Raw genomic sequence first — 23,695 nt, 5'->3', positions numbered from 1 at the left:
TCTGGTCCGACAGAACCCGAGCGCGCAGGTCGGATGTCGGCTGGCGGCGGGATATGCAGGCAACGGAAGACAGGGTACGGGCGGCCCTCCACGACGACGCCTACCGATACGCCTACCGGCGCTCGCTGTCCACGCGACTCGCCTCGGAGGTGGCGCTCGAGGCGGTCGAGGCGCTGGACGCCGGAAGCCCCGCGACACCTGATCCCTCCGCTGGGGCCTCCGACGGCATCCCGGGGCGCCTTCCGGTGCTGGCGACGGCGCACGCAGCCCTCGAACGGTACCTGCCGCCGGCGCTTCCTCCTCGCGTCCAGGGCGTCCCGGACCTGCAGTACGCCCTGGCATCGCTGTCCCCCGGCGAGCGTGAACTCCTCCTGCTCTGCCACTGGGACGGCCTCAGTGCCGGGGAGGCAGCACGTGCCTCGCAGCAGGAGGCCGACCTGCTCCCCGTCGTCGAAGCCGCCTGTGCACGGCTGCTGTTCCCGGAACCGGCCTCGGCTGAGGCCTTCGCCGCCGTCCTCTCCGCCGCCGACCCGGCCCGCGCCGTGACGGCCGAGGATCTCGCCTTCAGCACCCCGCTCGCTGCCGTGGCGGCCGATGCCCGCACGCCGCTGGGAACCTCCGAGGATCCGGACCCGGCCTTCCCACCCGGTGGCGGGCACGCGGCGCGGACCCGGAGGAGCCCGGCGATCGTCGGCGGCTCCTGCCTCCTGACGCTGGCCGCATTCGCCCTGGCCCTGGTCCCGCGCCCGGCCCCCGGCCCCGCCCAGGAGACGGCACGCCTGTTCGCCCTCGCCGACGTCGTCGCCGTCGTGGTGCAGTCCCGCGTGGAGCCCACGCTGATCAATGGCCGGATACGGATCCTTCGCCACGCGTCCGTGGTGCAGGTCGTGAAGGGCGAGGCGGCGCGGGACGTCCTCACCCTGGACATGACCGGGCGGAGCTCCCTCGAACGCCCCCACACCCGCGACATCTTCCCGCCCCACCAGCTGATGTTCCTCGTGCGGAACGCCGACGGCGACCTCGCCCCGATCGAGGGGAACGGCTCGGTGCTGACACTGGTCGACCGCCGGTCCCCGGAGGCCACGACGGTCACCGGCGATCCCGTTCCCCTGCCGAATGAACTGCGCGAGGCCATCCGGACGCTGCCGGTCGAGGAACTTCGGCTGGCGACCAGTGGTGAGGCGCCGGGGTCCCTGGACCCGGACGCGATCATCGGCATGCGGCCGCCACCGGGCCGGGACGCGCAGAACCTGCCGGCGCACCAGCTCGGCACCTTCCACGGGAGCGCTCGGGACGGGGAGGCCTGCGTCTGGTTCGAGTTCAACTCCCGCGCGGCCCTCCTCCGCTGGCCCGACGGCTTCTCGGCGTACCAGCGGGTGTCGTCCCTCCGGACCGGTGCCGGCGACCCTCCGGACCGGCGCGTGCTGACCGTCCTGAACGAGCGCGGCTACCCCTACGTGGACTCGGGCCGGCCGACGCCGTTCATCCGTGCGGTCCCGACCGGCGAGCGAGGCATGTGCGGCGGGCGGGAATTCGGGGTCTGGGACATCGCGGTCGCTCCGGCGAGCACGCTGCTGTACTACTGAGCGCGTCCTCCTGAGCCGTCCTCCCTACTGCCGTCCTACCGGGCACCCGGCATGGAGCGCTCCGCCTCCTCGACGTCGTCGGCGACCAGCTGAGCCCGGCGCCGCACGTTGTCCAGCCCCGAGGATGCGATGCCCCACCGCTCGCCGTCGAGCCTCGTCATCGCGGCCGCCTCCGCCGTCGTCGCGAGGGTGTTGCCCGCGCGGGACAGCGCCCGGTGTACCTGCATGAGAGCGCCGGGGATGTCGAGCCCGTTGCTCGGTGAGGACGCCTGGGCGCTCACGCAGATCGCCCGCACGCGGGGCAGCATGGCGCCGAGGTCGTTGGCGACGACCACGAGTTCGTTGTAGACGTCGTCGTCCTCGATGCCCTCGAGGATCTGGTGGTACCGGTCGAGCCCCCGCCGGAAACGGTCGTGCGCCCGCCGCCACACCCCTGTACCCAGCTCGGCGTCGTCCTTCCGTCCCTGCCGCGCCGCCGCGAAGAATGCCACCTAGGCGTTACAGGTACTGCCCGGGCCCGTGGCTGTCCGCCGGGGCTGCCTGGGCATGACGTGCGGGCGGGGTGCGCCGTGGTTCGCCGTCCTCACCGATGACGACGCCGGGGGCGATCACTGTGCCAGGAGGGAGCTGGCGGAGCTGGAGCCGCGCGGCCAGCTGCTGGTTGGCCATCTGCTGCGCAGCGAGCGCCGCCTGGATCCCGTGGAACAGGCCTTCGAGCCAGCCGACGAGCTGGGCCTGCGCGACGCGCAGTTCGGCGTCGGTCGGTACGGAGTCGTCACCGAAGGGCAGGTTGATGCGGTGCAGCTCCTCGACCAGTTCGGGAGCGAGGCCGTCCTCGAGCTCCTTGACCGAACGCTCGTGGATGGAGGCGAGCAGGGTGCGGCCGGCGTCGTCGAGCGGCGCGGAGCGGACCTCCTCGAGCAGTTGCTTGAGCATGGTGCCGATGCGCATGACCTTCGCGGGTTGGTCCACGAGCTCCGCGAGGGATGTGGGGCGCCCGCCCGGGGCGCCCTCCGTCTGGCCGTCGCCCGCGGTACCCCCCTGAGCGCTGCCCGGGGCGTCGTGCACGGTACCGGGAACGGGGTCGAAGGGGCTGGCCGGCTGCTGTTCCGTCATGACGCTATGCTCCCACAACCGCCGCCCGCCGGGCACTCCGGATCGGTGTCGCCCAGGACCACCGCCACACGCGACGAAGCCCGGCGCTCCTTGCGGATGCGCCGGGCTTCGTGCCGGGCCGCCTAGCAGCAGCGGCCCTCGGGATTGGCGTCCTGGCGGTCGGTCTTGTCCCGCCAGAACTCACGCTCGGTCATGGGCGGCCCGCCCGGATGGGTGCGCTCGTGGTGGTCAAGGTACGCCTGGTAGGCGTTCTCCCCCATGACCCCCTTGAACAGCCAGGCCAGCTCGCGCGCGGTGTCCCGGGCTCGGTGCAGGACCTGCGGCACGCTCATCAGTGTCCTGTCCTTGCCGGGCGCCTGCCCGGTGCGAGGGCGGCCCACTGCGACTCCAGCTCCTTCTCGGCCGGAGTCGCCACCAGGCCGGCCGGCGCGAAGATGCGGGACGCCACCGGGGAGTCCTCGGTCTCCCTGCCGCCACCGTTGCGGTAGGCCTTGATGGTCGCGAGGATGGCCGTCACGATCACGATGATCGAGAGCACCACGAAGATGATCGACAGCGTGCCCTGGATGGAGGTGTTGCGGACCACGGCCTCCATGGCGGCCACGGTCTTCGCGGTGCCGAAGCTCTCCTCGCCCGCCGCGAGGGCATTGCGGAAGGCCGCATTCTGCGCCCAGTAACCGATTGCAGGGACCGGCGAGAAGATCTTCAGGAACGACGCCGTGATGGTCACCGCCGCGGCGAAGGCCAGCGGGAGTGCCGGGATCCAGAGGACCCGGAAGAGTCCGCGCTTGGCGCAGATGGCCATGCAGACCGCGAGCGCGATGGCCGCGAGCAGCTGGTTGGCGATGCCGAACAGCGGGAACAGCGTGTTGATGCCGCCGAGCGGGTCGGTCACGCCCATGATGAGGATCGCTCCCCAGCCGGCGACCATGATGGCCGTGCAGATCCATGCTCCGGCGCGCCACGAGGTGTCGCGGAAGCGGGGCACGAAGTTGCCGATGCTGTCCTGCAGCATGAAGCGCGCCACGCGGGTTCCGGCGTCGACCGCCGTGAGGATGAACAGCGCCTCGAACATGATGGCGAAGTGGTACCAGAAGGCCATCATGCCGCTACCGCCGAAGACGCCGTGCATGATCTGCGCGATGCCGACCGCGAGGGTCGGGGCTCCGCCGGTCCTGGAGACGATCGATTCCTCGCCCACGTTGGAGGCGAGCGTCGAGAGGACGTCGGGCGTGAGGTTCACCCCGGTCAGGCCGAGGCCGTTGACGAATGCCACGGCACCCTCGACGGTGCCGCCGGTCGCCGCGGCGGACGAGTTCATGGCGAAGTAGATGCCCCGGTCGATCGACAGGGCGGCGACGAGCGCCATGATCGCGACGAAGGACTCCATGAGCATGCCGCCGTAGCCGATGAAGCGCGTCTGGCGCTCCTTCTCGATCATCTTCGGGGTGGTGCCGGAGGAGATCAGGGCGTGGAAACCCGAGAGGGCACCGCAGGCGATCGTGACGAAGAGGAACGGGAACAGCGGGCCCGCGACGACCGGTCCCGTGCCCGTACTGGCGTACTCGCTGACGGCCGGGACGCTGATCTCGGGACGGGTGATGACGATGGCCACGGCGAGCATGACGATCGTGCCGATCTTCATGAACGTGGACAGGTAGTCACGCGGAGCGAGCAGGAGCCAGACGGGCAGGACGGCGGCGATGAAGCCGTAGATGATGATGCCCCAGGCGATCGTGACGCGGTCCAGCGTGAACAGCTCGGCGCCCCAGCCGGTCTCCGCGATCCAGCCGCCGCCGATGATGGCGAGCAGGAGGAGGACGAAGCCGATGAGGGAGACCTCGGTGACTCTGCCGGGGCGCAGGTAGCGCAGGTACACGCCCATGAACAGCGCGATCGGGATGGTCATGGAGACGGAGAAGACGCCCCACGGGCTCTCACCGAGGGCGTTCACGACGACGAGGGCGAGGATCGCGACGATGATGATCATGATCGTGAGGGTCGCGATCAGCGCCGCGGTCCCGCCGATGACGCCGAGCTCCTCGCGCGCCATCTGGCCGAGCGAGCGTCCGCCCCGGCGCATGGAGAAGAACATCACGAGGTAGTCCTGGACGGCCCCGGCGAAGATGACGCCGATGATGATCCAGAGGGTCCCGGGCAGGTAGCCCATCTGCGCGGCGAGGACGGGGCCCACCAGCGGACCCGCGCCGGCGATAGCGGCGAAGTGGTGGCCGAACAGGACGCGGCGGTCCGTCGCGGCGTAGTCCTTGCCGTCGGCCTTGTACTCGGCGGGGGTCGCCCGCCGGTCGTCGGGCTTCAGGAGGTTCCGCTCGATGAACTTGGAGTAGAACCGGTAGGCGATGAGGTAGGTGCAGACGGCGGCGAAGACGAACCAGATGGCGTTCACCGTCTCGCCCCGGACGATGGCCAGGATGGTCCAGGCGATACCGCCCAGGAGTGCGACGCCTACCCACAGTGCGATCTTCGCCGGGGTCCACCGGCGGTCTTCTGCTTCAGCCTGCTGCGGGTCGACGGCGACCGCGGGCAGGTCCGGATCCGTCACCAGCACGTCGGCGTGCCGGTGGGCTCCGTTCTGCTTCTTACTCATGATGCTCCTCGGGTGCGAGAGTGTGATGCACACGAAGGTAGCAACGTAGTGAGCGCCGCGTCACATGGCAAGCCTGCCGGGCGACGGAATGCGCCGAACGCACCCGCCCCTGCGGCAGGTGGGCCGGCGCTCCCCGAGCCGGTCGGTCAGGACGACCTGCGGGGGCCGTCGTCGTCGCCGAGCACGGCGGGCGGCTCGTCGTCGTTGGCGTTCATGCCCTCGCTGATGCTCGCGTGCGTCCTGGTGCGGCTGTCGGCGGGCTCGTCCGCGTCGTCGGTCGGTCCGTTGTCGATGCCGTCCGGCACCTGGTCGCCGAGGTTCTCGGCGAAGCTGTCGGCTGCCTGCGCCAGTCCGCCCTCGTCCCCGTCGTGGCCGTGATGCGTACTCACTGTGCTGCTCCTTCCGGTTGACTGTCCTGCAACCTTTCCACAGCCACGGCCGAATCGAAAGCATGCTGATGATGCTTCCGCACCAGCCGGCCGGGCCCGGACGGGAGTAGGGTTGATCGATGGCATCGTGCCATCCGATGCCAGCGGCGCCGTCGATTCCTCCGACCGAAAGCCCGCAGTCCGTGCACCTCCTCCGCGACCTGGTGAGCATCACCCCCTCCGCCGACGACCACCACCCGGCACTGCGCTGCGCGATCGGAGTGGGCGTCCCCTTGCTCGTGGTGCTGTTGATCGGACGCCTCGATCTTGCCGTCTTCGCCACGTTCGGGGCCTTCGCCGGCATCTACGGGCGGAATGAACCGCACCGCCAGCGCCTCGCCACCCAGATCCGTGGCGGCGGGCTCATGCTCGCCGTGATCCTGGCGGCCGCACTGGCCTCGCGCGGCGACGTCGGGCCCTGGGGACTCGTCCTGCTCACCAGCGCGGTCGCCGGGCTCGGGACCTTCGCGGCGGGACTGTTCCGCCTCCGGCCGGGAGGCTCCCTGTTCCACATCTTCGCTTTCGCGGCGATCGCCTCCGTCCCCCAACAGCTCCCGCTGCTGCAGGGACTCGGCACGGCGGTCGCCACCGTCGTGTTCGCCGTGCTCCTGGGGCAGGCGGGCGCACTCTGGCCGCGTCACCGCACGGGCTGGCAGCGCCCGGCGGCGGACCGGCCCACGCTGCGGCACCTGGCCGGACTGGCCCGGGAGTCGGCCCTGTACGTCGTCGCGGCCCTGCTCGCCGGCAGCGCGGCCACGGCGCTCGGGATCGGCCACACCTACTGGGCGATGGTCGCGGCGACCGTGCCCCTCGTGGGACAGACGGCACGGGCACGCACCAACCGGGGGCTGCAGCGGATCCTCGGCACGGTTGCCGGGCTCGTCCTGACGGCGCTGATCCTCCTGCCGGGGCTGGCTGCGTGGCAGTTCGTCCTCGTGATCGCCGTCGCCCAGTTCGCGGCCGAGATGTTCATCCTGCGGCAGTACGCCCTCGCGCAGGCGTTCGTCACGCCACTCGCCCTGGTCAGCACGGAACTGGCGCACCCGAGCGATCCGGCGGTGCTCCTCGCGGATCGTGCCGTCGAGACCCTCATCGGGGCCGGAGTCGGCATCGCGCTCGTGCTGGCCCTGCATCTCCGGCAGCGTGCCGTGCAGCTTTCCGCACGCGGCGCCTAGCCCGCCGCCGGCGCGGGGTTCACCTCGTCCAGGTACTGGAGGGCGATCAGCAGTTCGGCCCGGACCGGCGCGCTCCCGAGGTCCATGCCGAGCAGTTCGGCCAGCACGCCGATCTGCCGCCGTACGCTGTTGCGGTGCAGTTGCAGCCGCTTCGCCGCGCCGTCCCAGCTGCCGTTCTCGTGGAGCCAGCCGTTCAGGACCGTGAGCAGGGGGTCGCGGCGGTGCGGCTCCAGGGAGAGGACCGGGTGCAGAAGGCGCTCTGCCAGGGCGGTGCCTGCCTCACGGCCCAGAAGCCCTGCCACCGACCACGTCACGTCGTCCGCCCGGACACTCCTCCCGCTGGACTGAACACGCGCGCGCAGGGAGCTGACCCGCTGGTAGGCGGCAGCCAGGCCGGAGAGCTCCGTCCCCTCGCCGACGACGAGGCGCCAGCCCATCCTCTCGATATCGGCCAGGAGGGAGGAGTCGACCCTGAGCCGCGTGATCGCGGCGAAACCGTAGTCCGTGATCTCCACCAGCTTGGTGTCGAACAGCCGCCGCCATTGCAGCAGCTCCCGGATAGGCCCGTCACCCGGAAGGCCATCGGCGGGATCGGCCCTGATGCCCTGTACCACCCGCATCGGCGCGGATCGTGTCGAGGAGAGGCTCTGGGCGAGCAGGTCCCTGAGCACGTTCAGCTGCCGGGTGTCACCGTTCGTGAGGCTGTCGGGATGCAGCAGGACGGCCGTTGCCAGCTGGCTCGGAGCCAGGGAGCCGCTGGTCCTCTGCCGCACCAGGAGCTCCAGCAGGCCGATCGCCGCCTGGACCACGCTGTTCTGGGCGGCGGTCAGGGGTGCGTCACAGCCGAGGATCAGGGCACCGAGGTTGGCATCCTTGGTGCTCCGTAACGGGTGTCCGTACACCAGCGCGGAACCCGGCTGCTCGAAGCCGTCCATCTCCACACGGGGTCCGCTACCCGAGAACAGCCGCTCCACCAGAGGCGCCAGCAGTACGGGGTCGATCTCCGGGTTGTTCCCGCGGGCACGGATCCGCCCGTCCGTCCCTACCAGGAGGGCCCACACGGGCACCTTCTGCACCAGCGCACCCAGGAGTTCATGCTCCGGCCTCGGGGAGAGCACCGCCCGCATGAGCTGCCGGTTGGTGTCCGCCAGCTGGCGGAACGCCCGGGCGTTCTCGGATTCGAGCAGCTGCGAGAACTCGAGTCCGATGGCCGCGAACGGCAGTGTCGAGGGGACTTCGAACAAGGTCAGGTTCCGGCGTCGGCAGGCGCTCACGAGCACGTCCGGAACCGCATCGAAGTAGGGCTGGATCCCGAAGCCGAGGGCCGGCACGCCGGCGTCCACCAGGCGCCGGACATAGGCATCCACGCCGGCTTCCGAGCCGCCGTCCCCCAGGAACGGCAACCCGCAGGTCAGCAGGAACTCGCCCTCGGGAAGGTACGGCGTCGGATCCTCGAGTTCGCTCGGCTCGACCCACCGGAGCAGCTCGGAACCGCTGCCGCCGTCGTGGAGCAGCCTCAACTCGGGCCGCAGCTGCTCGACGAACTGCTCGAGCGTGACGACACCCGGGCGGGCCGGGGCGGGAACCAGCTCGTCCGGTGTAATACGTCCCATGAGTGACCACTCTAGGTCATTTCGCACCAGGGTGAGACTCGGCTCACATGCCATGGTGGTTCCCGGAAAGAAACTACTGTGAAGGGACGTCCACAGGTGACTCTGCCTATGAACGCTGAGAAGACAACCATCCCGGGCGAGGGCCGGCCGGGCCTGGGCGCCCAGCTGCTCCGGCGTAAACCTATCGACCAGATGGTCGGCGAAGCCGGAAGCGACGGCGGAGGTGCGCCACTCGTGCGCAGCTTCGGGGTTCTCCAGCTGACCATGATCAGCGTTGGTGCCACGCTGGGCACGGGCATCCTCGTGATCCTGGGCGAGTCGGTCCCGCTGGCAGGTCCGGCGATCTGGATCTCCTTCGTCCTCGCCGGTCTGGCCGCGCTGTTCTCCGCCGCCTCCTACGCCGAGATGGCCGGGCTGGTCCCCGTCGCCGGCTCCAGCTACTCGTACTCCTACGCGACCATGGGTGAAGGGATGGCCTGGATCTGCGGCTGGTGCCTGGTGCTCGAGTACGCGGTGTCCGTCGCCGCTGTAGCGGTCGGCGCAGGCCAGTACGTCAACGAGACGCTAGCCGGGTTCGGCCAAGTCCTGCCGGCTGCACTGTCCCAGCCCCCGGGCGACGGCGGCGTCGTGAACATCCCCGCGATGGCGATCGTGCTGCTCTCCATGGTCCTCCTGGTCCGGGGCGCGCGTGAGAGCGCCCGGATCAACACGGCCATCGTCGTCATCAAGGTGTGCATCCTGCTGTTCTTCTGCGCAGTGGCCTTCACCGCCTTCGACGCCGGCAATTTCGAGCCGCTCCTGCCCATGGGTGCGGCCGGCGTCTCGGCCGCGGCCTCCCGCGTCTTCTTCTCCTACATCGGCTTCGATGCCGCCTCCACTGCCGGTGAGGAAGCCCGGAACCCCAAGCGCGATCTCCCCCGCGCCATCCTGCTGTCCATGCTCATCGTGACCAGCGTGTACGTCCTCGTCGCCGTCGCCGCGATCGGGGCCCGCCCGTGGGGCTGGTTCGATGGAACGGAAGCGGCGCTGGTGCAGATCCTGCAGGAGCTCACGGGCCGGCCATGGATCGCCCTCGTCTTCTCCGCCGGTGCCGTGCTCGCGATCGCGAGCATCGTGCTGACCGTCCTGTACGGCCAGACACGCATCCTCCTGTCGATGTCCCGCGACGGACTCGTTCCGCCCGTCTTCGGGCGTGTCTCACGCCGGACGGGGACACCCGTCGCCGGAACGCTCATCGTCGGCACCGTCGTCGCCGTGACCGCGGGACTGGTCCCGCTCGGAGAGCTTGCCGACGCCACCAGCATCGGCACCCTCTTCGCCTTCGCGCTGGTCAACGTCGCGGTAGTCTACCTGCGCCGCAACCGGCCGGACCTCCCGCGCAGCTTCCGCGTCCCGTTCTACCCCGTCACACCCATCCTGGGAACGCTGATGTGCGCCTACCTGATGGCCAACCTCGGCGCCGCCACGTGGCTCGTCTTCGGTGTGTGGATGCTCGTGGGCATCGGCATCTACGTCGGCTACGGACGCCGGAACTCCAAGGTCGCGGCCCTCAGCGAACTGGACTACCGCACACTGACCGCCAAGCCCTCGACCCTGCAGGAGACGCACCCGTGACCACCGCCACCGAACTCCCGGCCGACGATCTCGCCGCCACCCGCAAGGCGGCCTCCCCGATCACCATGCTGAACCCGGACTTCCCGTTCAGCTACGACCACTACCTCGCCCATCCCGACGGCCTGGGGTCGGTCCCGGAGGAACTGCTCGGCACCGAGGTCGCGGTCATCGGCGCCGGCCTCTCCGGCCTCGTCACGGCCTACGAGCTGATGAAGCTGGGGCTGCGGCCGGTGGTCTACGAGGCGGACCAGATCGGTGGACGCCTCCGGACAGCGGCCTTCCCCGCGGCGCCCGGCGTCGTGGCGGACCTGGGAGGCATGCGCTTCCCCGTATCCGGCAGGGCCTTCTACCACTACGTGGACCTGCTGGGAGTGGAGACCGAGGACTTCCCCAACCCGCTCTCGTCGGCCTCCTCCAGCACCGTGATCGAACTGGCCGGCAAGAAGCACTACGCCACCACACCGGAGGACCTTCCCCCCTTCTTCCAGGAGGTGGCCGACGCCTGGAAGGCAGCGATCAACGACGGCGCCAGGTTCACCGAGATGCAGGATGCCATCCGCTCGCGGGACACGGTCCGGATCAAGGAACTCTGGAACGACCTGCTGCCGCGAATGGACGAGCAGACCTTCTACGGCTTCATCGCCGCGAGCAAGGCCTTCAAGGAGGCAGGCTTCGCCCATCGGGAGGCCTTCGGGCAGGTGGGCTTCGGCACCGGAGGCTGGGACACGGACTTCCCCAACTCCATCCTGGAGATCCTCCGGGTGGTGTACACGGACGCGGACGACCAGCACCGCCTCATCCGCGGAGGAGCGCAGCGCCTGCCGGAGGCCCTGTGGCACCACGCGCCGTCGGGGATGAGGCACTGGCCGGAGGGGACCTCCCTCGCGTCCCTGCACTCGGGTTCACCCCACGGCGCCGTGGGCAGGATCAGCCGGGACCCCGACGGCGACCTGCGCATCCGCGAACGGTGGGGTCGCGAAGCCAGCTACCCGGCCGTCGTGACCACGTGCCAGTCCTGGCTGCTGTCCACCCGGATCCACACCCAGGAAGCGCTGTTCCCTGCCGACCTCTGGACCGCGATGGAACGGTCGCACTACATGCAGTCGTCGAAGACCTTCGTGATGGTGGACCGGCCCTTCTGGAAGGACATCGATCCGGAGACGGGCCAGGAAGTCCTGTCCATGACCCTCACCGACCGGCTGAACCGCGCCACCTACCTGCTGGACAACGGACCGGACAAGCCGGCCGTCATCCTGCTGTCCTACACCTGGAACGACGACGCCCTGAAGTGGCTGGCCCTCGACGCGGACGAGCGCGTGGAACTCATGCTGCACTCGCTGGAGCAGATCTACCCGGGCGTAGACATCGCCGGCCACATCGTGGGACAGCCCATCACCGTCTCATGGGAGGCGGATCCGAACTTCATGGGCGCCTTCAAGGCGAACCTGCCGGGCCACTACCGGTACCAGCAGCGATTGTTCACGCACTTCAAGCAGGACGCCCTCCCGGAGGCCCAGCGCGGCATCTTCCTGGCCGGTGACGACATCTCCTTCACCGCCGGCTGGGCGGAAGGCGCCGTGACGACGGGCCTGAACGCCGTGTGGGGCGTGGTGAACCACCTGGGCGGGTCGTCCGCACCGGGCAATCCCGGTCCCGGTGACCTGCTCGACGCGATCGGGCCGATCAGCCTCGACTGACCTCGCCATCAGCGTGCCGGCAACACCCCCCGAACGAAAGGCTCCCCCATGCTGTCGTCCGTCCTCCCCGCTCCTGCAGCGAACCCCCCGGCGCCCGCCGACGACGGCACCCCGCCGGCGGATGCGCCCTGCACGCCCCGCTGCGAGTACTGCTCCGGCCCGGAGACGGACTAGGCCCGCTCCGCCGCCCGGGCAATAGAGGCATCCCGACGAGAAACGACACGGGGCCTTCCGCGGAAGGCCCCGTGTGCTCAGGCGCTGTTCTCCCAGGTCCTGTACACCTCGGGGCGACGCTCCCTGAGGTAGGGGACGCCGTCGCGCGCGGCGCGCACAGCGTCCGGGTCGATCTCGGCGAACAGGAGGGTGGGGTCGTGTCCAGCCGCGGCGAGCAGGGAGCCATCCGGCCCGGCGACGACGCTTCCGCCCTCGAAGTCGTACACGTCCTCGCGGCCGCTGTGGTTCGCATACGCCACGACGAGCTGGCTCTCCAGGGCCCGGGACCGAATGATGACCTGCGGCACGGACTCGAACCCGGCGGACAGGGCGGTCGGTACCAGCAGCAGCTCCGCGCCCCGCGTGGCCGCGGCCCGCACCGCCTCGGGGAATTCGACGTCGTAGCAGATCAGCAGGGACGTCCGGACTCCCTTGAACTCGACGACGCCGGGAGGATCCTGGGCGGGGACGAACGCTGCACGCTCCTCCGCGCCGAAGAGGTGGACCTTCCCGTAGTGGAGGAGCGGGACCCCGGCGGCGTCCAGGAGGGTGGCCGTGATCTGCCATCCATTGCCGTAGGAGCTGCCTCCGGGCTGCTCGGGTGTGGCGGGAAGGCTGTACACCAGGCCGATGCCGTGCCGCCGGGCGATCCCGGCAAGGCGCTGCCGAACCTCCGGCAGCACCGCGGGATCCAGCTCGGCGGCGAGCCGCCGGGGTGCGTACCCGACCGGAAAGAGCTCCGGTGTCAGGAGGATGTCCGCCCCTGCCTGCGAGGCGCGCCCGGCTGCCTCGTCGATGGTCCGGAGATTCGCCTCGACGTTCAGGACGTCGGCGTGGGCCTGCAGGACGGACAGCAGCATCGGTACCACCTCGGTTGTGCCGGCCCGGAAGGGCCAGGAGTGCTCTCCCCAGTTTAATCGGCGAGGCATCCGCTGACCGGGTCGTTTCGTCCCACCGGCAGGAGTCTCCGGGCACATCGCCCGCAGTGGCCGTGCGCGGTGCTCCTAGGGCATGAGCAGCAGGATCTTGCCGGTGTGCTCCCCCGCATCGAAGTAGGTGTGGGCCTCGGCCACCTGCGCCAGGGGGAAGGTCCGGTTCACGAACGGCCGGACGGCACCGGTCGCCACGAGCGGCCAGACGCTCTCGCGCACCGCTGCCATGATGGCTGACTTCTCGGCGACGGGCCGTGCCCGGAGGGTGGTTCCCGCGATGCTCGCCCGCCTGCCCATGAGCGCTCCGAGGTCGAGCTCGGCCGTCGCTCCGCCCTGCAGCCCGATGACGACGAGCCGTCCGCCGGTGGCGAGGGCCTGGATGTTGCGTGCCAGGTATTTCGCGCCCACGACGTCGAGGACGACGTCGGCACCCCGCCCGTCGGTCGCCGCCATCAGCTCCTGGACGAAGTCCTGCTCCCGGTAGTTGACGAGGGTCCGTACGCCGAGGGCTCGGGCGACATCGAGTTTCGCGGCGGACCCGGCGGTCACATGCGGCACCGCCCCCAGTGCGAGGCTCACCTGGACGGCCATCACGCCGATGCCACCGGACGCCCCGTGGATCAGGACGTCGTCGCCCGGCGCGAGGCCGGCCTGCAGGACGAGGTTCGACCACACGGTCGCGGCGGTCTCGGGAAGCGCGGCGGCCTCGACGAGGCCCACGCCCTCCGGTGCCCGGACCACCTGCCCGGCCGGCACCGCCACCTTCTCAGCGTACCCTCCACCTGCGAGCAGGGCGACGACGGCGTCCCCTTCGGCGAACTGTGAGTTGCCCGCGTCCGCGATGGTGCCGGACACCTCGAGACCGGGCACAGCGGACGCACCCGCGGGCGGCGGGTAGAAGCCGCGCCGCTGCTGCACATCGGCCCGGTTCAGCCCGGCCGCGACGACGTCGATGAGTACCTCGCCCGCGCCCGGCACCGGATCGTCGACCTCCTGCACGGAGAGGACCTCCGGCCCACCTGCCCCCTCGATCACCACTGCGCGCATACGATCCTCCAGTCCCTCGGTATTTGGGCGTCACCGCCCTTCGTGAAACACTAGCGGCGGGAAGGTTGTCCGAGCGGCCGAAGGAGCTGGTCTTGAAAACCAGTGGGCGGTCACCCCGTCTCAAGGGTTCGAATCCCTTACCTTCCGCTCATCAGGAGGCCCCGCATGGCGGGGCCTCCTTCCTTTTCGGCAGGAAGCGGACACCGACCGGGAGACCCGTGCTGCGTCGGGAACGCATGATGCGGAGGACACTCCAGTGGACGGAATGCCCGAGGACGCGGGTCGACAGTGCGATGCGTCCACGGATCCCCACCGATAACTCCTGATGTTCCGGGCCCTCTGGCTTTTTAGTAACCCATTGTTAACGATGTTCTGGTTGGCTCCTCCCGGGGACGGAATTGTCACCTGTGTCACATAGGGTGCTTCTGCCAACACGCCACCCATCGAGGGTCGGCGGGCTTCACTCGCGGCTGCTGGGCAGCCTTCGTCAAGGAGAAGAACGAACGAATGGTTTATTCGTCATGGAAGGGAGCGCTCGGTGCGGCGCTGTCGGTGGGGCTGATCGCCTCACCGATGATCGCACTGCCGGCCAACGCCGTGGAGACACCACCGGCAACGGCATCTGCCGCGGGCACCGGCGTCATCATCAACGAGGCCTATCTGTCGGGTGGCTCCGCGGGGACGCCGTTCACCAACAAGTACGTGGAGCTCTACAACCCGACCGACGCACCGGTGAGCCTCGACGGGTGGTCGCTGCAGTACCGTGCGCCGGGGTCCACCGCGACACCCGCTGCGACCGCACTCCGGGGCATCATCCCGGCCAAGGGCTACTTCCTGGTCCAGGGCGGCTCCAACGGCACGGCCGGGTCCGCCCTGCCCACCCCTGACCTCGCGACCGGCCTCAACCCCGGCGCCGCGGGCGGCGTCCTCGTGCTGTCCGATCAGGCCGCGACCGTCGGCGCCCTCCGTATCGGCAGCATCGTCGGTACGCCCGGCGTCGTCGATGCCCTGGGCTATGGCACGGCCAACGCGTTCGAGGGCACGGCCGCACCGACACCCGGCGCCGGAAGCACGAAGTCCGCCAACCGCACCGGCTTCGCCGACACGGACGACAACGGTGCCGACTTCACGCTGCAGGACACGACGCCGATGAACAGCGCGTCGGCCGCCGGCTCCACACCGACGCCCACGCCCACTCCGACGCCCACGCCGACGGCTCCTCCCACGCCGGGCGCGGTGGTCCCCATCCGTGACATCCAGGGCACCGGGACCGCCACGCCGCTCTCCGGCCAGACGGTCACCACGCGCGGCAAGGTCACCGCTGCATACCCCACGGGCGGATTCGCCGGCTTCTACCTCCAGACCGCGGGCAGCTCTGCAGCAGCCGACCAGACCGCGTCGGACGCACTCTTCGTCTTCTCCCCCGACACGGTCGCGTCCGTGGCCGTGGGCGACTATGTGCAGGTGACCGGCACCGCCGGGGAGTTCTTCAACCTGACGCAGCTCACGGTCCCCGCCGGCGGCACCACGAAGCTCACCGAGGCAGCCGAGGAGCCCAAGGCCTCCACCATCGCCCTGCCCGCCACCGACACCGCACGTGAAGCCGTCGAGGGCATGCTCTTCCAGCCCTCCGGCGCCTACACGGTCGCCGACAACTACGCGCTCAACCAGTACGGCGAGGTCACCCTCGCGGCCGGTACCGAGCGCCTCCTCCAGCCCACCGACGTCGCACGTCCGGGTACTCCGGAGAACGCAGCGGTCATCGCCGACAACGCGGCCCGGAGCGTCCGGCTCGACGACGGCGCTACGACCAACTTCTTCGCCCAGGCCAACCGCGGCAAGGTACTCCCGTACCTCACGGCGTCCCAGCCGGTCCGCGTGGGCTACAGCGCCGCGTTCACCTCACCGGTGATCCTCGACTACCGCAACAGCGCATGGAAGTTCCAGCCGCTGGCTGAACTGGACGGCGCGCACCCCGACGCTCAGCCCGTGCAGTTCGCCGGCGAGCGCCCGGCCGCGCCCCAGCCGGTCGGCGGCTCCCTGAAGATCGCCTCCTTCAACGTCCTGAACTACTTCCCCACCACCGGCGAGGAGCTCGCCGGGTGCAAGTACTTCACGGACCGCGCGGGCAACCCGATCACCGTCGACGGCGGCTGCGACTCCCGCGGCGCCGCTAACAAGGAGAACCTCGAGCGCCAGGAAGCGAAGATCGTCGCCGCAATCAATGGCCTCGGCGCCGACGTCGTCACCCTCATGGAGGTCGAGAACTCCGCCAAGTTCGGCAAGGACCGCGACTTCGCCCTCGCCACCCTCGTCGAGGCGCTGAACGAGAAGGCCCCCGGCACCTGGGACTACGTCCGCTCCCCCGCGGCCGTCCCCGCCCTCGCCGACGAGGACTTCATCCGCACCGCACTGATCTACAAGAAGGCCGTCGCGGAACCCGTCGGCGAGTCGGTCATCCTCAACGACACCGTGGCGTTCTCGAATGCCCGCAAGCCCCTCGCGCAGGCCTTCAAGCCGGTCGGCGGCAGCGACGCGGAGACCTTCCTCGCGATCGTCAACCACCTCAAGTCCAAGGGCTCCGGCCCGAGCTCCGGCGGCAACGCTGACACCGGTGACGGCCAGGGCGTCTGGAACGCCGCGCGCGTCGCCCAGGCACAGGCCCTCGTGGGCTTCGCCGACTCCATGAAGGCGGCGGCGAAGACCGACAGGGTCTTCCTGACCGGCGACTTCAACGCCTACACGATGGAGGACCCCATGCAGGTCCTCTACGACGCCGGGTATGTCGACCAGGGCAAGAAGGACGGCAAGTACTCCTACGTCTTCTCGGGCCTCAGCGGATCCCTCGACCACATCCTCGCGTCACCCGCGGCGGACGCCACCGTCACGGGCGTGGACACGTGGAACATCAACTCGGTGGAGTCGGTCGCCCTCGAGTACAGCCGCTTCAACAACAACGTCACCGACTACTACGTGGCCGACCCGTATCGCGCCAGCGACCACGACCCCGTGGTCGTCGGCATGGACCTGGCACCGGCCGACACGACCGCGGAGCTCAACCTGCTCAACATCAACGATTTCCACGGTCGGATCGACGCCAACACGGTCCGGTTCGCGGGGACGGTCGAGAAGCTGCGCGCCGAGTTCGGCGAGGACAAGACGGCCTTCCTCTCGGCCGGTGACAACATCGGTGCGTCGCTGTTCGCCTCCGCCCTCCAGGACGATCAGCCGACCCTCGATGTCCTCGACGCGCTGGACCTCCGGGCGTCGGCCGTGGGCAACCACGAGTTCGACAGGGGCTTCGGGGACCTGACCGGACGCGTCGCCGACACGGCGGACTTCCCCTATCTCGGTGCGAACGTCTACGCCAAGGGCACCACCGACCCCGCACTGGATGAATACTCGATCATTACCGTCGACGGCGTCGACGTCGCAGTGATCGGCGTGGTCACCGAGGAGACGGCGACGCTCGTCAGTCCCGGCGGCATCGCGAACGTCGACTTCGGCGATCCGGTGGCGGCTGTCAACCGCGTCGCGGAGGAGATCGAGGATCAGGGCCTCGCCGATGTCATCGTCGCCGAGTACCACGAGGGCGCCGGCGACGGCGTCGTCGAGGGGGCGACGCTCGAGCAGGAGGTCGCCGCCGGCGGTTCGTTCGCCCGCATCGTCACGGAGACGACCCCGCTGGTGGACGCGATCTTCACGGGCCACACGCACAAGCAGTACGCCTGGGACGCACCCGTTCCGGGGGCCTCCGGCGAGACCCGGCCGATCCTGCAGACCGGTTCCTACGGTGAATTCATCGGCCAGATCACGCTGACCGTCGACACCGCCACGGGCGACGTCGAGTCCTACACGGCCCGCAACGTCGCCCGGACCACCGACGCGGACGCCGCGCTCGTGGGCGCCTTCCCACGGGTCGCAGAGGTCAAGAGCATCGTCGACGCGGCACTCGCGCAGGCGTCGGTCATCGGCAGCCGGCCCGTCGGGTCGGTCACCGAGGACATCACGACGGCCTTCACCGGCACCACGCGGGATGACCGCACCTCGGAGTCGACGCTGGGCAATCTCGTGGCCGACTCCCTGCGGGCCAGCCTCTCCCCCGCCGAACGTGGCGGAGCGCAGATCGGCGTCGTCAATCCGGGCGGGCTCCGCAACGAGCTCTACTACGCACCGGACGGCGTCGTGACCTTCGCAGAGGCGAATGCGGTGCTGCCGTTCGTCAACAACCTCTGGACGACCACCCTGACCGGTGCGGAGTTCAAGGCGCTGCTGGAGCAGCAGTGGCAGCCGGACGGCAGCTCGAGGGCCTTCCTGGCCCTCGGACTGTCGGACAACGTGAGCGTCACCTACGACCCGACGCTGGCACGGGGCTCGAGGATCACCTCGGTCCTGATCGACGGCGCGCCCCTCGATCCCGCCAAGGACTACAGGATCGGCACCTTCAGTTTCCTGGCACAGGGTGGCGACAACTTCACGGTGTTCCGTGAAGGAGCCGACACCCGCGACTCCGGACTGGTGGACCGGGACGCCTGGATCGACTACATCCGGGCCAACAGCCCGCTGTCGCCGTCCTTCGACCGTCGCAGCGTCCAGGTGCAGGGCGCTCCGACCACGGTGAAGGCGGGCGCCGCCGTGTCCTTCACCGTGTCGAAGCTGGACCTGACGTCACTGGGCAGCCCGGTCAACACCACGCTGGCCGCCGGTTTCGTGGCCGCCGATGGCACCACGACGCCGCTGGGCTCCGTCCCCGTCACCGACGGGACCGCCACGGTGGACCTCACCGTTCCGGCCACTGCGAGCGGGCAGGGACGCATCGTCCTGACGGCGGCACCCAGCGGGACGACGGTGACTCTTCCGGTCACGGTCGAAGCGGTTCCTCCGGTCGAACCGCCCACGCCGGGCAAGCCGGAGAAGCCCGGCAAGCCCATCAAGCCGGGCAAGCCCGCCTGCTCCGAGCCGGCCCTGCCGGCCGAGGGGGCGAACAACGGCAGCTGGGCGAGCTACCGTGCCCACCTCGCGAACTACCACCGCTGCCTCGAGGGCTAGGTAGACCGCCGGGCTCCGGCCCGCAGAATCGAGGGGACCTTCACCGGCATGGTGAAGGTCCCCTTTTTCGGCACCGGATCCGGGAGCACCGTGCCGCGTCCGGTTCCCGGAGGGGCGTGTCAGGCGGCTGCGGCCCGCGTCAGGATGGCGCCTGCGATCGCGTCGGCGTCCAGCAGGGTCCTGCCGCCCGCCTCCAGGGGTGCTCCGGCCTCCGCCGCGATGGCCGTTCCCCACTGCACCGATGCGAGCTGGAGACCTATCACGAAGAGCGATTCCTGTTCCTTCCCGCTACGGTCGACGGCGCGGTAGGGAGGAGCGGAGACGTCGAGCCCTGCTGAGGTCACCGGCACTCCGTCCTCGGCCATCGAGGTCCTGGGCCGGACGGTGCCCGTGGCCAGGAGGTTGCGCATGAGCGGGGACAGACTCGTCGAGACCCGGTTGGCGGGCATCATCGCCTCCACGAGGTAGCGCCCCGAGAACGAATCGCCATGGACCCAGGGAGACGTGGCGCGGAAGAGTCCCTCGTCCGGGTCGAAGCCGAAACTCGGGTTCGGCCCGACGAAGCGCACGATCCCGGCGCGGACGAGCGCCGCGAGCTGGGCGATGCGCACCGGTGGCGGTCCGCTCGCGAGACCCTCGACGAGTGGTTCGAACCATCCCCGCAGTTCGGCGTTCCATGATGTCGCGGAGATACCGCCGTCCGCTACGGCCTGCTTGATGACCGACCGGCCGGCATTCATAGCCCCGATCGCCATCTTGAGCGGATCGTCCTCGCCACGCGCGGAACCGGCGGCATCGGCGTCGAGATAGGCGAGCACGGCCGCGGCGAACTCCTCGCCGTCCTCGAAGCGGCGCCCGGCGAACGGGTGCGCGAGGGCTTCGACGTCCAGGCGCAGGTCCTCCGGCACCCGGCGCGCGACGACGGCACCGGCTGCGGCCTCCCACCCGGAGCCCTCCAGGGCAAGGGCCCCGTCGAGTTCGTCGAGGAACGCGTCGCAGGACTGCAGCACCCGTGCCTCGGTACGGCAGAGCGTCGAGTAGTAGGCCCACAGCACGTCACGGTGCAGCAGGGGCCAGATGTCGTGATCGAAGCCCGGCTGGACGCCCGACCGCCGGAACGCGAGCACGCGGTCGGGTATGCAGAAGCGCAGTGTGACACTGCGGGGGATGTAGGAGTCGAGCTCGGCCTTCGCCCGATACGGCACCCCGCGCCGCGAGGCCGCGACGAGCCGGGGCTCCCTGCCGGATGCCTCGTAGTCCAGCCGGCCGTCGTCCCGCTGCGAGAACCGTCCCCCACGGCCCTCCGTCAGCTGGATCATCGCGTCGAAGAAGTTGAGCCCGAGCCCGCGGATCAGCACCGTCTTCCCGGCGGGCAGCCGGTGCCAGGCGACGTCCGCCGGAACGGCGGGCGCCCAGTACTGCAGCCCGTAGCGGGCTGCAGCGTCCTGCAGCTTCTCCTGCTCGGGGGTGAGCGTGGCGGCGAGGTGACCGACAGCCAGGACGACGTCGGCGACCTCGAGCTGGAACCCGTCGTCGAGGACGATCCGCCAGCGTCGCGCGGCCCCGGCTGCAGCGCCGCTGCCGTTCCTCGCATCCGCGCCGGAGTCACCGCTGGGGTCACCGCTGGGGTCACCGGCGTCGTCGCCAGCGGGCCCCATGCCGACGGCTTCCTTGCGGTGGTGCACCAGGCTGACCCCGGGCCCGGCCTGTCGCACCAGTTCGCCGAACACCCAGGTGAGATACCGCCCATACAGCGCCCTGCTCGGGAAGTCCCTCGAGGCGAGCCTCGTGGCCTCCTCGACGTCCGCGTCGTCGAGGCCGGGAACGAGTCCTTCCCTGCCGCGAGCGCGCCATTCGTCGAAGGACAGAGCCACCGGTCCTGCGGCGACACTCCCGGCGACGGAGCCGACCGGCACCACGGTGGGGTAGAGGCACGGAGTGTTCATCAGGAAGAGCCGCGACTGGTCGGTCCTCCAGATGTGCCCGGGGCCGGGCTCGTGGGGCTCGATGAGGTGTATGACGATGTCCGGAGCAGCGTCACCGAGAGCTCGATGCCTCGCGATCAGTCGCTCCACCATCGAGGTGCCGCGGGGTCCGCCTCCGATGACGGCGACCTGCGTTGCCTCCTGGTTCTTCACCCGTCAAGACTATCCAACGCGGCCGCTGCCCCGGGCCGGTCAGGGACTTCCTCGCGGTGCTGCGCTTCCCGCGCCCTGCATAGGATGGGCCCATGACGCACGCGACGGAGACCACCGCGACAACGGACGACCCCTTTCTCTGGCTCGAGGACATCTATGGCGACCGGCAGCTCGAGTGGGTGCGCGCCGAGAACGCGCTGACCGAGGACGCCCTCGTGACGCCGGATTTCGAGCAGCGGGAGCGGAGCGTCCTCGAGGTGCTCGACTCCACCGACCGCATCCCGATGGCGGGCAAGCACGGCGACTTCTACTACAACTTCTGGCGGGACGCCGAGCACCGGCAGGGCATCTGGCGCCGCACCACGTGGGACAGCTACGCCTCGGAGGACCCCGCGTGGGAACTCCTTCTCGACGTGGATGCGCTGAGCGCCGCCGAGGGAACCGAGTGGGTGTGGGCCGGCGCCCTCTTCCTTCGTCCGGCTGAGGGCGCGCCCCACGAACGGGTCCTCGTCGCCCTCTCCCCGGACGGTGGGGACGCGACGCGCTACCGCGAGTTCGACCTCGGCAGACGGGCTTTCGTCGACGACGGCTTCGACATCCCGACGGCGAAGAGCCGGATCAGCTGGGCCGGCCCGGACGCCCTGTACGTCGGCACGGATTTCGGTCCGGGCTCCATGACGTCCAGCTCCTACCCCCGGACCGTCCGGATCCTGCCGCGCGGCGGGGACCTCGCGTCGGCCGAGCAGTACTTCGAGGTGGACCGGGACCACATGATGGCCCTCGTAGTGCACGATCCGACGCCCGGCTTCGAGCGTGACCTCGCCGTCGACACCATCGACTTCTACACGCGCCGGACCTACCTGCGGCAGGACGGCGGGTGGCGCCTCATCGAGGTCCCCGAGGACGCCAGCATCTCCCTGCACCGGCAATGGCTGATCGTCCGGCCCCGCACGGACTGGAGCGTCGCAGGCAGCACGTACGGAGCGGGATCCCTGCTCGTCATCGACCTCGCCTCCTTCCTCGGCGGGGACCGCTCCTTCGTGACGGTTTTCGCCCCAGACGCCTCGACCTCGCTCCAGTCCTGGAGCTGGACACGGAACCACCTCCTGCTCAACCTGCTCCACGACGTGTCCTCCGAGATCCGCATCGTCGACCCGGCGAGGGACTGGGCCGCCGACCTCCTCGACGCCTGCCCGCCCCTCCACTCAGTGGATGCGTACGCGGTCGACGACGAGGACGAGGACGCCGGCGACGACTACTGGCTCGTCGCCACCGGCTTCCTGACCCCGTCGACGCTGTACCGCGGCACCATCGGCGGGGACTCCACCGCCGTGAAGTCCTCACCGTCCTACTTCGCGGAGGACCGGTACAGCGTCGAGCAGCACTTCGCGGTGTCGAGCGACGGCACACGGGTTCCCTACTTCCAGATCGCGTCGAAGGACCTGCAGCTCGACGGCGGCAACCCCACCCTGCTGTCCGGCTACGGCGGGTTCGAGCACTCGATGACCCCCGCCTACAGCGGCGTGATCGGGCGGGGGTGGCTCGAACGCGTGACGGAGGACGGCAGGCACGGCGTCTACGTCCTGGCGAACATCCGGGGTGGAGGAGAGTACGGACCGCGGTGGCATTCCGCCGCCCTGCACGCCAACCGCCACCGCGCCTACGAGGATTTCGCCGCCATCGCCGGCGACCTGGTGCAGCGGGGTGTCACCTCGCCCGCGCTGCTGGGTTGCACCGGCCGGAGCAACGGAGGGCTGCTGGTCGGCAACATGCTCACCACGTACCCGCACCTGTTCGGCGCGATCTCGTGCGGGGTACCGTTGCTGGACATGCGCCGCTACACGAAGCTGTCCGCCGGGTTCTCCTGGATTGCCGAGTACGGCGACCCGGACAAGCCCGAGGAATGGGAGTACGTGCAGACGTTCTCGCCCTACCACCTTCTCCGGGACGACGTGGCGTATCCCAAGACCCTCATCTGGACGGCGACGAGTGATGACCGGGTGGGCCCCGTGCAGGCCCGCAAGATGGCGGCGAGGATGAAGGATCTGGGCGTCCAGAACGTCTGGTTCCACGAGGCGCTGGAGGGTGGACATGCCGGCGCGTCCGACAACCGGCAAGCGGCGAGGATGCATGCCATGAGCTTCGAGTTCCTGTGGCGTGCACTCACCGGTTCGCTCTGACGGATCGTTCGGGCGGATCGTTCCGCCGGCGCGGTGTTGCCGGCGCGTGCGCGGCACGGCCGGGACCGGACGGGGCGTTTTGCTCTTGCCCTCCCCTTCTGGGTAACCTTGGGAGGCTAGAGATAGCCGATGGAGACGTGCCAGAGCGGCCGAATGGGCTTCACTGCTAATGAAGTGTGGGCCTAAAGCCTACCGGGGGTTCAAATCCCCCCGTCTCCGCGAACGGACCCCCTGGAAACAGGGGGTCCTTTGCGTTCCGGACCCCCTCGTACCGGCCCCGTCGCCCCGGAAGCCGTCCG

At 69.9% G+C, this 23,695-nt stretch carries 15 protein-coding genes and 2 tRNA genes; 8 read left to right on the top strand and 9 right to left on the bottom strand.

The window, feature by feature from the left end; all coding sequences use genetic code 11:
• The first annotated feature begins 53 nt into the window (after positions 1-53).
• Positions 54-1,586, top strand: a complete 1,533-nt coding sequence (locus ACX80J_RS08285) for a serine/threonine-protein kinase (RefSeq protein ID WP_459347427.1) — start codon at positions 54-56, stop codon at positions 1,584-1,586.
• Between the two features lie 35 nt (positions 1,587-1,621).
• On the opposite strand, the gene ACX80J_RS08280 is transcribed toward ACX80J_RS08285, so the two are convergent.
• From ACX80J_RS08280 to ACX80J_RS08260, 5 genes are all read right to left on the bottom strand, one after another.
• Positions 1,622-2,077: a hypothetical protein gene (locus ACX80J_RS08280; RefSeq protein ID WP_459347426.1), complete on the bottom strand. Its 456-nt coding sequence runs from the start codon at positions 2,075-2,077 to the stop codon at positions 1,622-1,624.
• 7 nt (positions 2,078-2,084) lie between these two features.
• The gene (locus ACX80J_RS08275; RefSeq protein ID WP_459347425.1) at positions 2,085-2,702 is read right to left on the bottom strand and encodes a bacterial proteasome activator family protein; all 618 of its coding nucleotides are present in this window, start codon (positions 2,700-2,702) and stop codon (positions 2,085-2,087) included.
• Between the two features lie 122 nt (positions 2,703-2,824).
• The gene (locus tag ACX80J_RS08270) at positions 2,825-3,034 is read right to left on the bottom strand and encodes a YbdD/YjiX family protein (RefSeq protein WP_459345948.1); all 210 of its coding nucleotides are present in this window, start codon (positions 3,032-3,034) and stop codon (positions 2,825-2,827) included.
• On the bottom strand, positions 3,034-5,310 hold the full coding sequence (locus ACX80J_RS08265) for a carbon starvation CstA family protein (RefSeq protein WP_459347424.1): 2,277 nt from the start codon (positions 5,308-5,310) through the stop codon (positions 3,034-3,036). The genes ACX80J_RS08270 and ACX80J_RS08265 overlap by 1 nt, the downstream gene beginning before the upstream one ends.
• Before the next feature lie 146 nt (positions 5,311-5,456).
• Positions 5,457-5,699, bottom strand: coding sequence for a hypothetical protein (locus ACX80J_RS08260; RefSeq protein ID WP_297363870.1), 243 nt, complete (start codon positions 5,697-5,699; stop codon positions 5,457-5,459).
• A 182-nt stretch (positions 5,700-5,881) separates the two neighbouring features.
• Here ACX80J_RS08260 and ACX80J_RS08255 point away from each other — a divergent pair, with 182 nt between their 5' ends.
• A complete protein-coding gene (locus ACX80J_RS08255; protein WP_459345946.1) occupies positions 5,882-6,913 on the top strand; it encodes an FUSC family protein in 1,032 nt (343 codons plus the stop codon).
• Here ACX80J_RS08255 and ACX80J_RS08250 read toward each other — a convergent pair.
• Entirely contained in the window at positions 6,910-8,526 is a 1,617-nt protein-coding gene (locus ACX80J_RS08250; protein WP_459347423.1) for a PucR family transcriptional regulator, read from the bottom strand. The genes ACX80J_RS08255 and ACX80J_RS08250 overlap by 4 nt on opposite strands.
• 108 nt (positions 8,527-8,634) lie before the next feature.
• On the opposite strand from ACX80J_RS08250, the gene ACX80J_RS08245 reads away from it, so the two are divergent.
• Positions 8,635-10,140, top strand: coding sequence for an amino acid permease (locus ACX80J_RS08245; protein WP_459345944.1), 1,506 nt, complete (start codon positions 8,635-8,637; stop codon positions 10,138-10,140).
• Positions 10,137-11,837 carry a flavin monoamine oxidase family protein gene (locus ACX80J_RS08240; RefSeq protein ID WP_459347422.1) on the top strand — a complete coding sequence of 567 codons (1,701 nt, stop codon included), beginning with the start codon at positions 10,137-10,139 and terminating at the stop codon, positions 11,835-11,837. Before ACX80J_RS08245 ends, ACX80J_RS08240 begins: the two co-directional genes overlap by 4 nt.
• 251 nt (positions 11,838-12,088) lie before the next feature.
• Here the strand turns inward: ACX80J_RS08240 and ACX80J_RS08235 are convergent, their stop codons facing one another.
• Both ACX80J_RS08235 and ACX80J_RS08230 read right to left on the bottom strand, forming a co-directional pair.
• Complete coding sequence (locus ACX80J_RS08235) at positions 12,089-12,910, bottom strand: carbon-nitrogen hydrolase family protein (protein ID WP_459347421.1); 822 nt, start codon at positions 12,908-12,910, stop codon at positions 12,089-12,091.
• A 144-nt stretch (positions 12,911-13,054) separates the two neighbouring features.
• On the bottom strand, positions 13,055-14,029 hold the full coding sequence (locus ACX80J_RS08230; protein ID WP_459347420.1) for an NAD(P)H-quinone oxidoreductase: 975 nt from the start codon (positions 14,027-14,029) through the stop codon (positions 13,055-13,057).
• Between the two features lie 59 nt (positions 14,030-14,088).
• Here ACX80J_RS08230 and ACX80J_RS08225 point away from each other — a divergent pair.
• Positions 14,089-14,176: transfer RNA gene (locus ACX80J_RS08225), tRNA-Ser, on the top strand.
• A gap of 360 nt (positions 14,177-14,536) precedes the next feature.
• Entirely contained in the window at positions 14,537-19,078 is a 4,542-nt protein-coding gene (locus ACX80J_RS08220) for an ExeM/NucH family extracellular endonuclease (protein WP_459347419.1), read from the top strand.
• Between the two features lie 119 nt (positions 19,079-19,197).
• Here ACX80J_RS08220 and ACX80J_RS08215 read toward each other — a convergent pair whose 3' ends face one another.
• Complete coding sequence (locus tag ACX80J_RS08215) at positions 19,198-21,216, bottom strand: FAD/NAD(P)-binding protein (RefSeq protein WP_459347418.1); 2,019 nt, start codon at positions 21,214-21,216, stop codon at positions 19,198-19,200.
• Positions 21,217-21,308: 92 nt separating this feature from the next.
• Here ACX80J_RS08215 and ACX80J_RS08210 point away from each other — a divergent pair, with 92 nt between their 5' ends.
• Together ACX80J_RS08210 and ACX80J_RS08205 are read left to right on the top strand one after the other, a co-directional pair.
• Complete coding sequence (locus ACX80J_RS08210) at positions 21,309-23,396, top strand: prolyl oligopeptidase family serine peptidase (RefSeq protein WP_459347417.1); 2,088 nt, start codon at positions 21,309-21,311, stop codon at positions 23,394-23,396.
• Positions 23,397-23,527: 131 nt separating this feature from the next.
• Positions 23,528-23,615 (top strand) — tRNA-Ser (locus ACX80J_RS08205).
• The last annotated feature ends 80 nt before the right edge of the window (positions 23,616-23,695 follow it).

Source organism: Arthrobacter rhamnosi (genome assembly GCF_054510975.1).
Note: the sequence above shows the minus strand (reverse complement) of the source record. Positions and strands in the feature narration are given on the sequence as shown.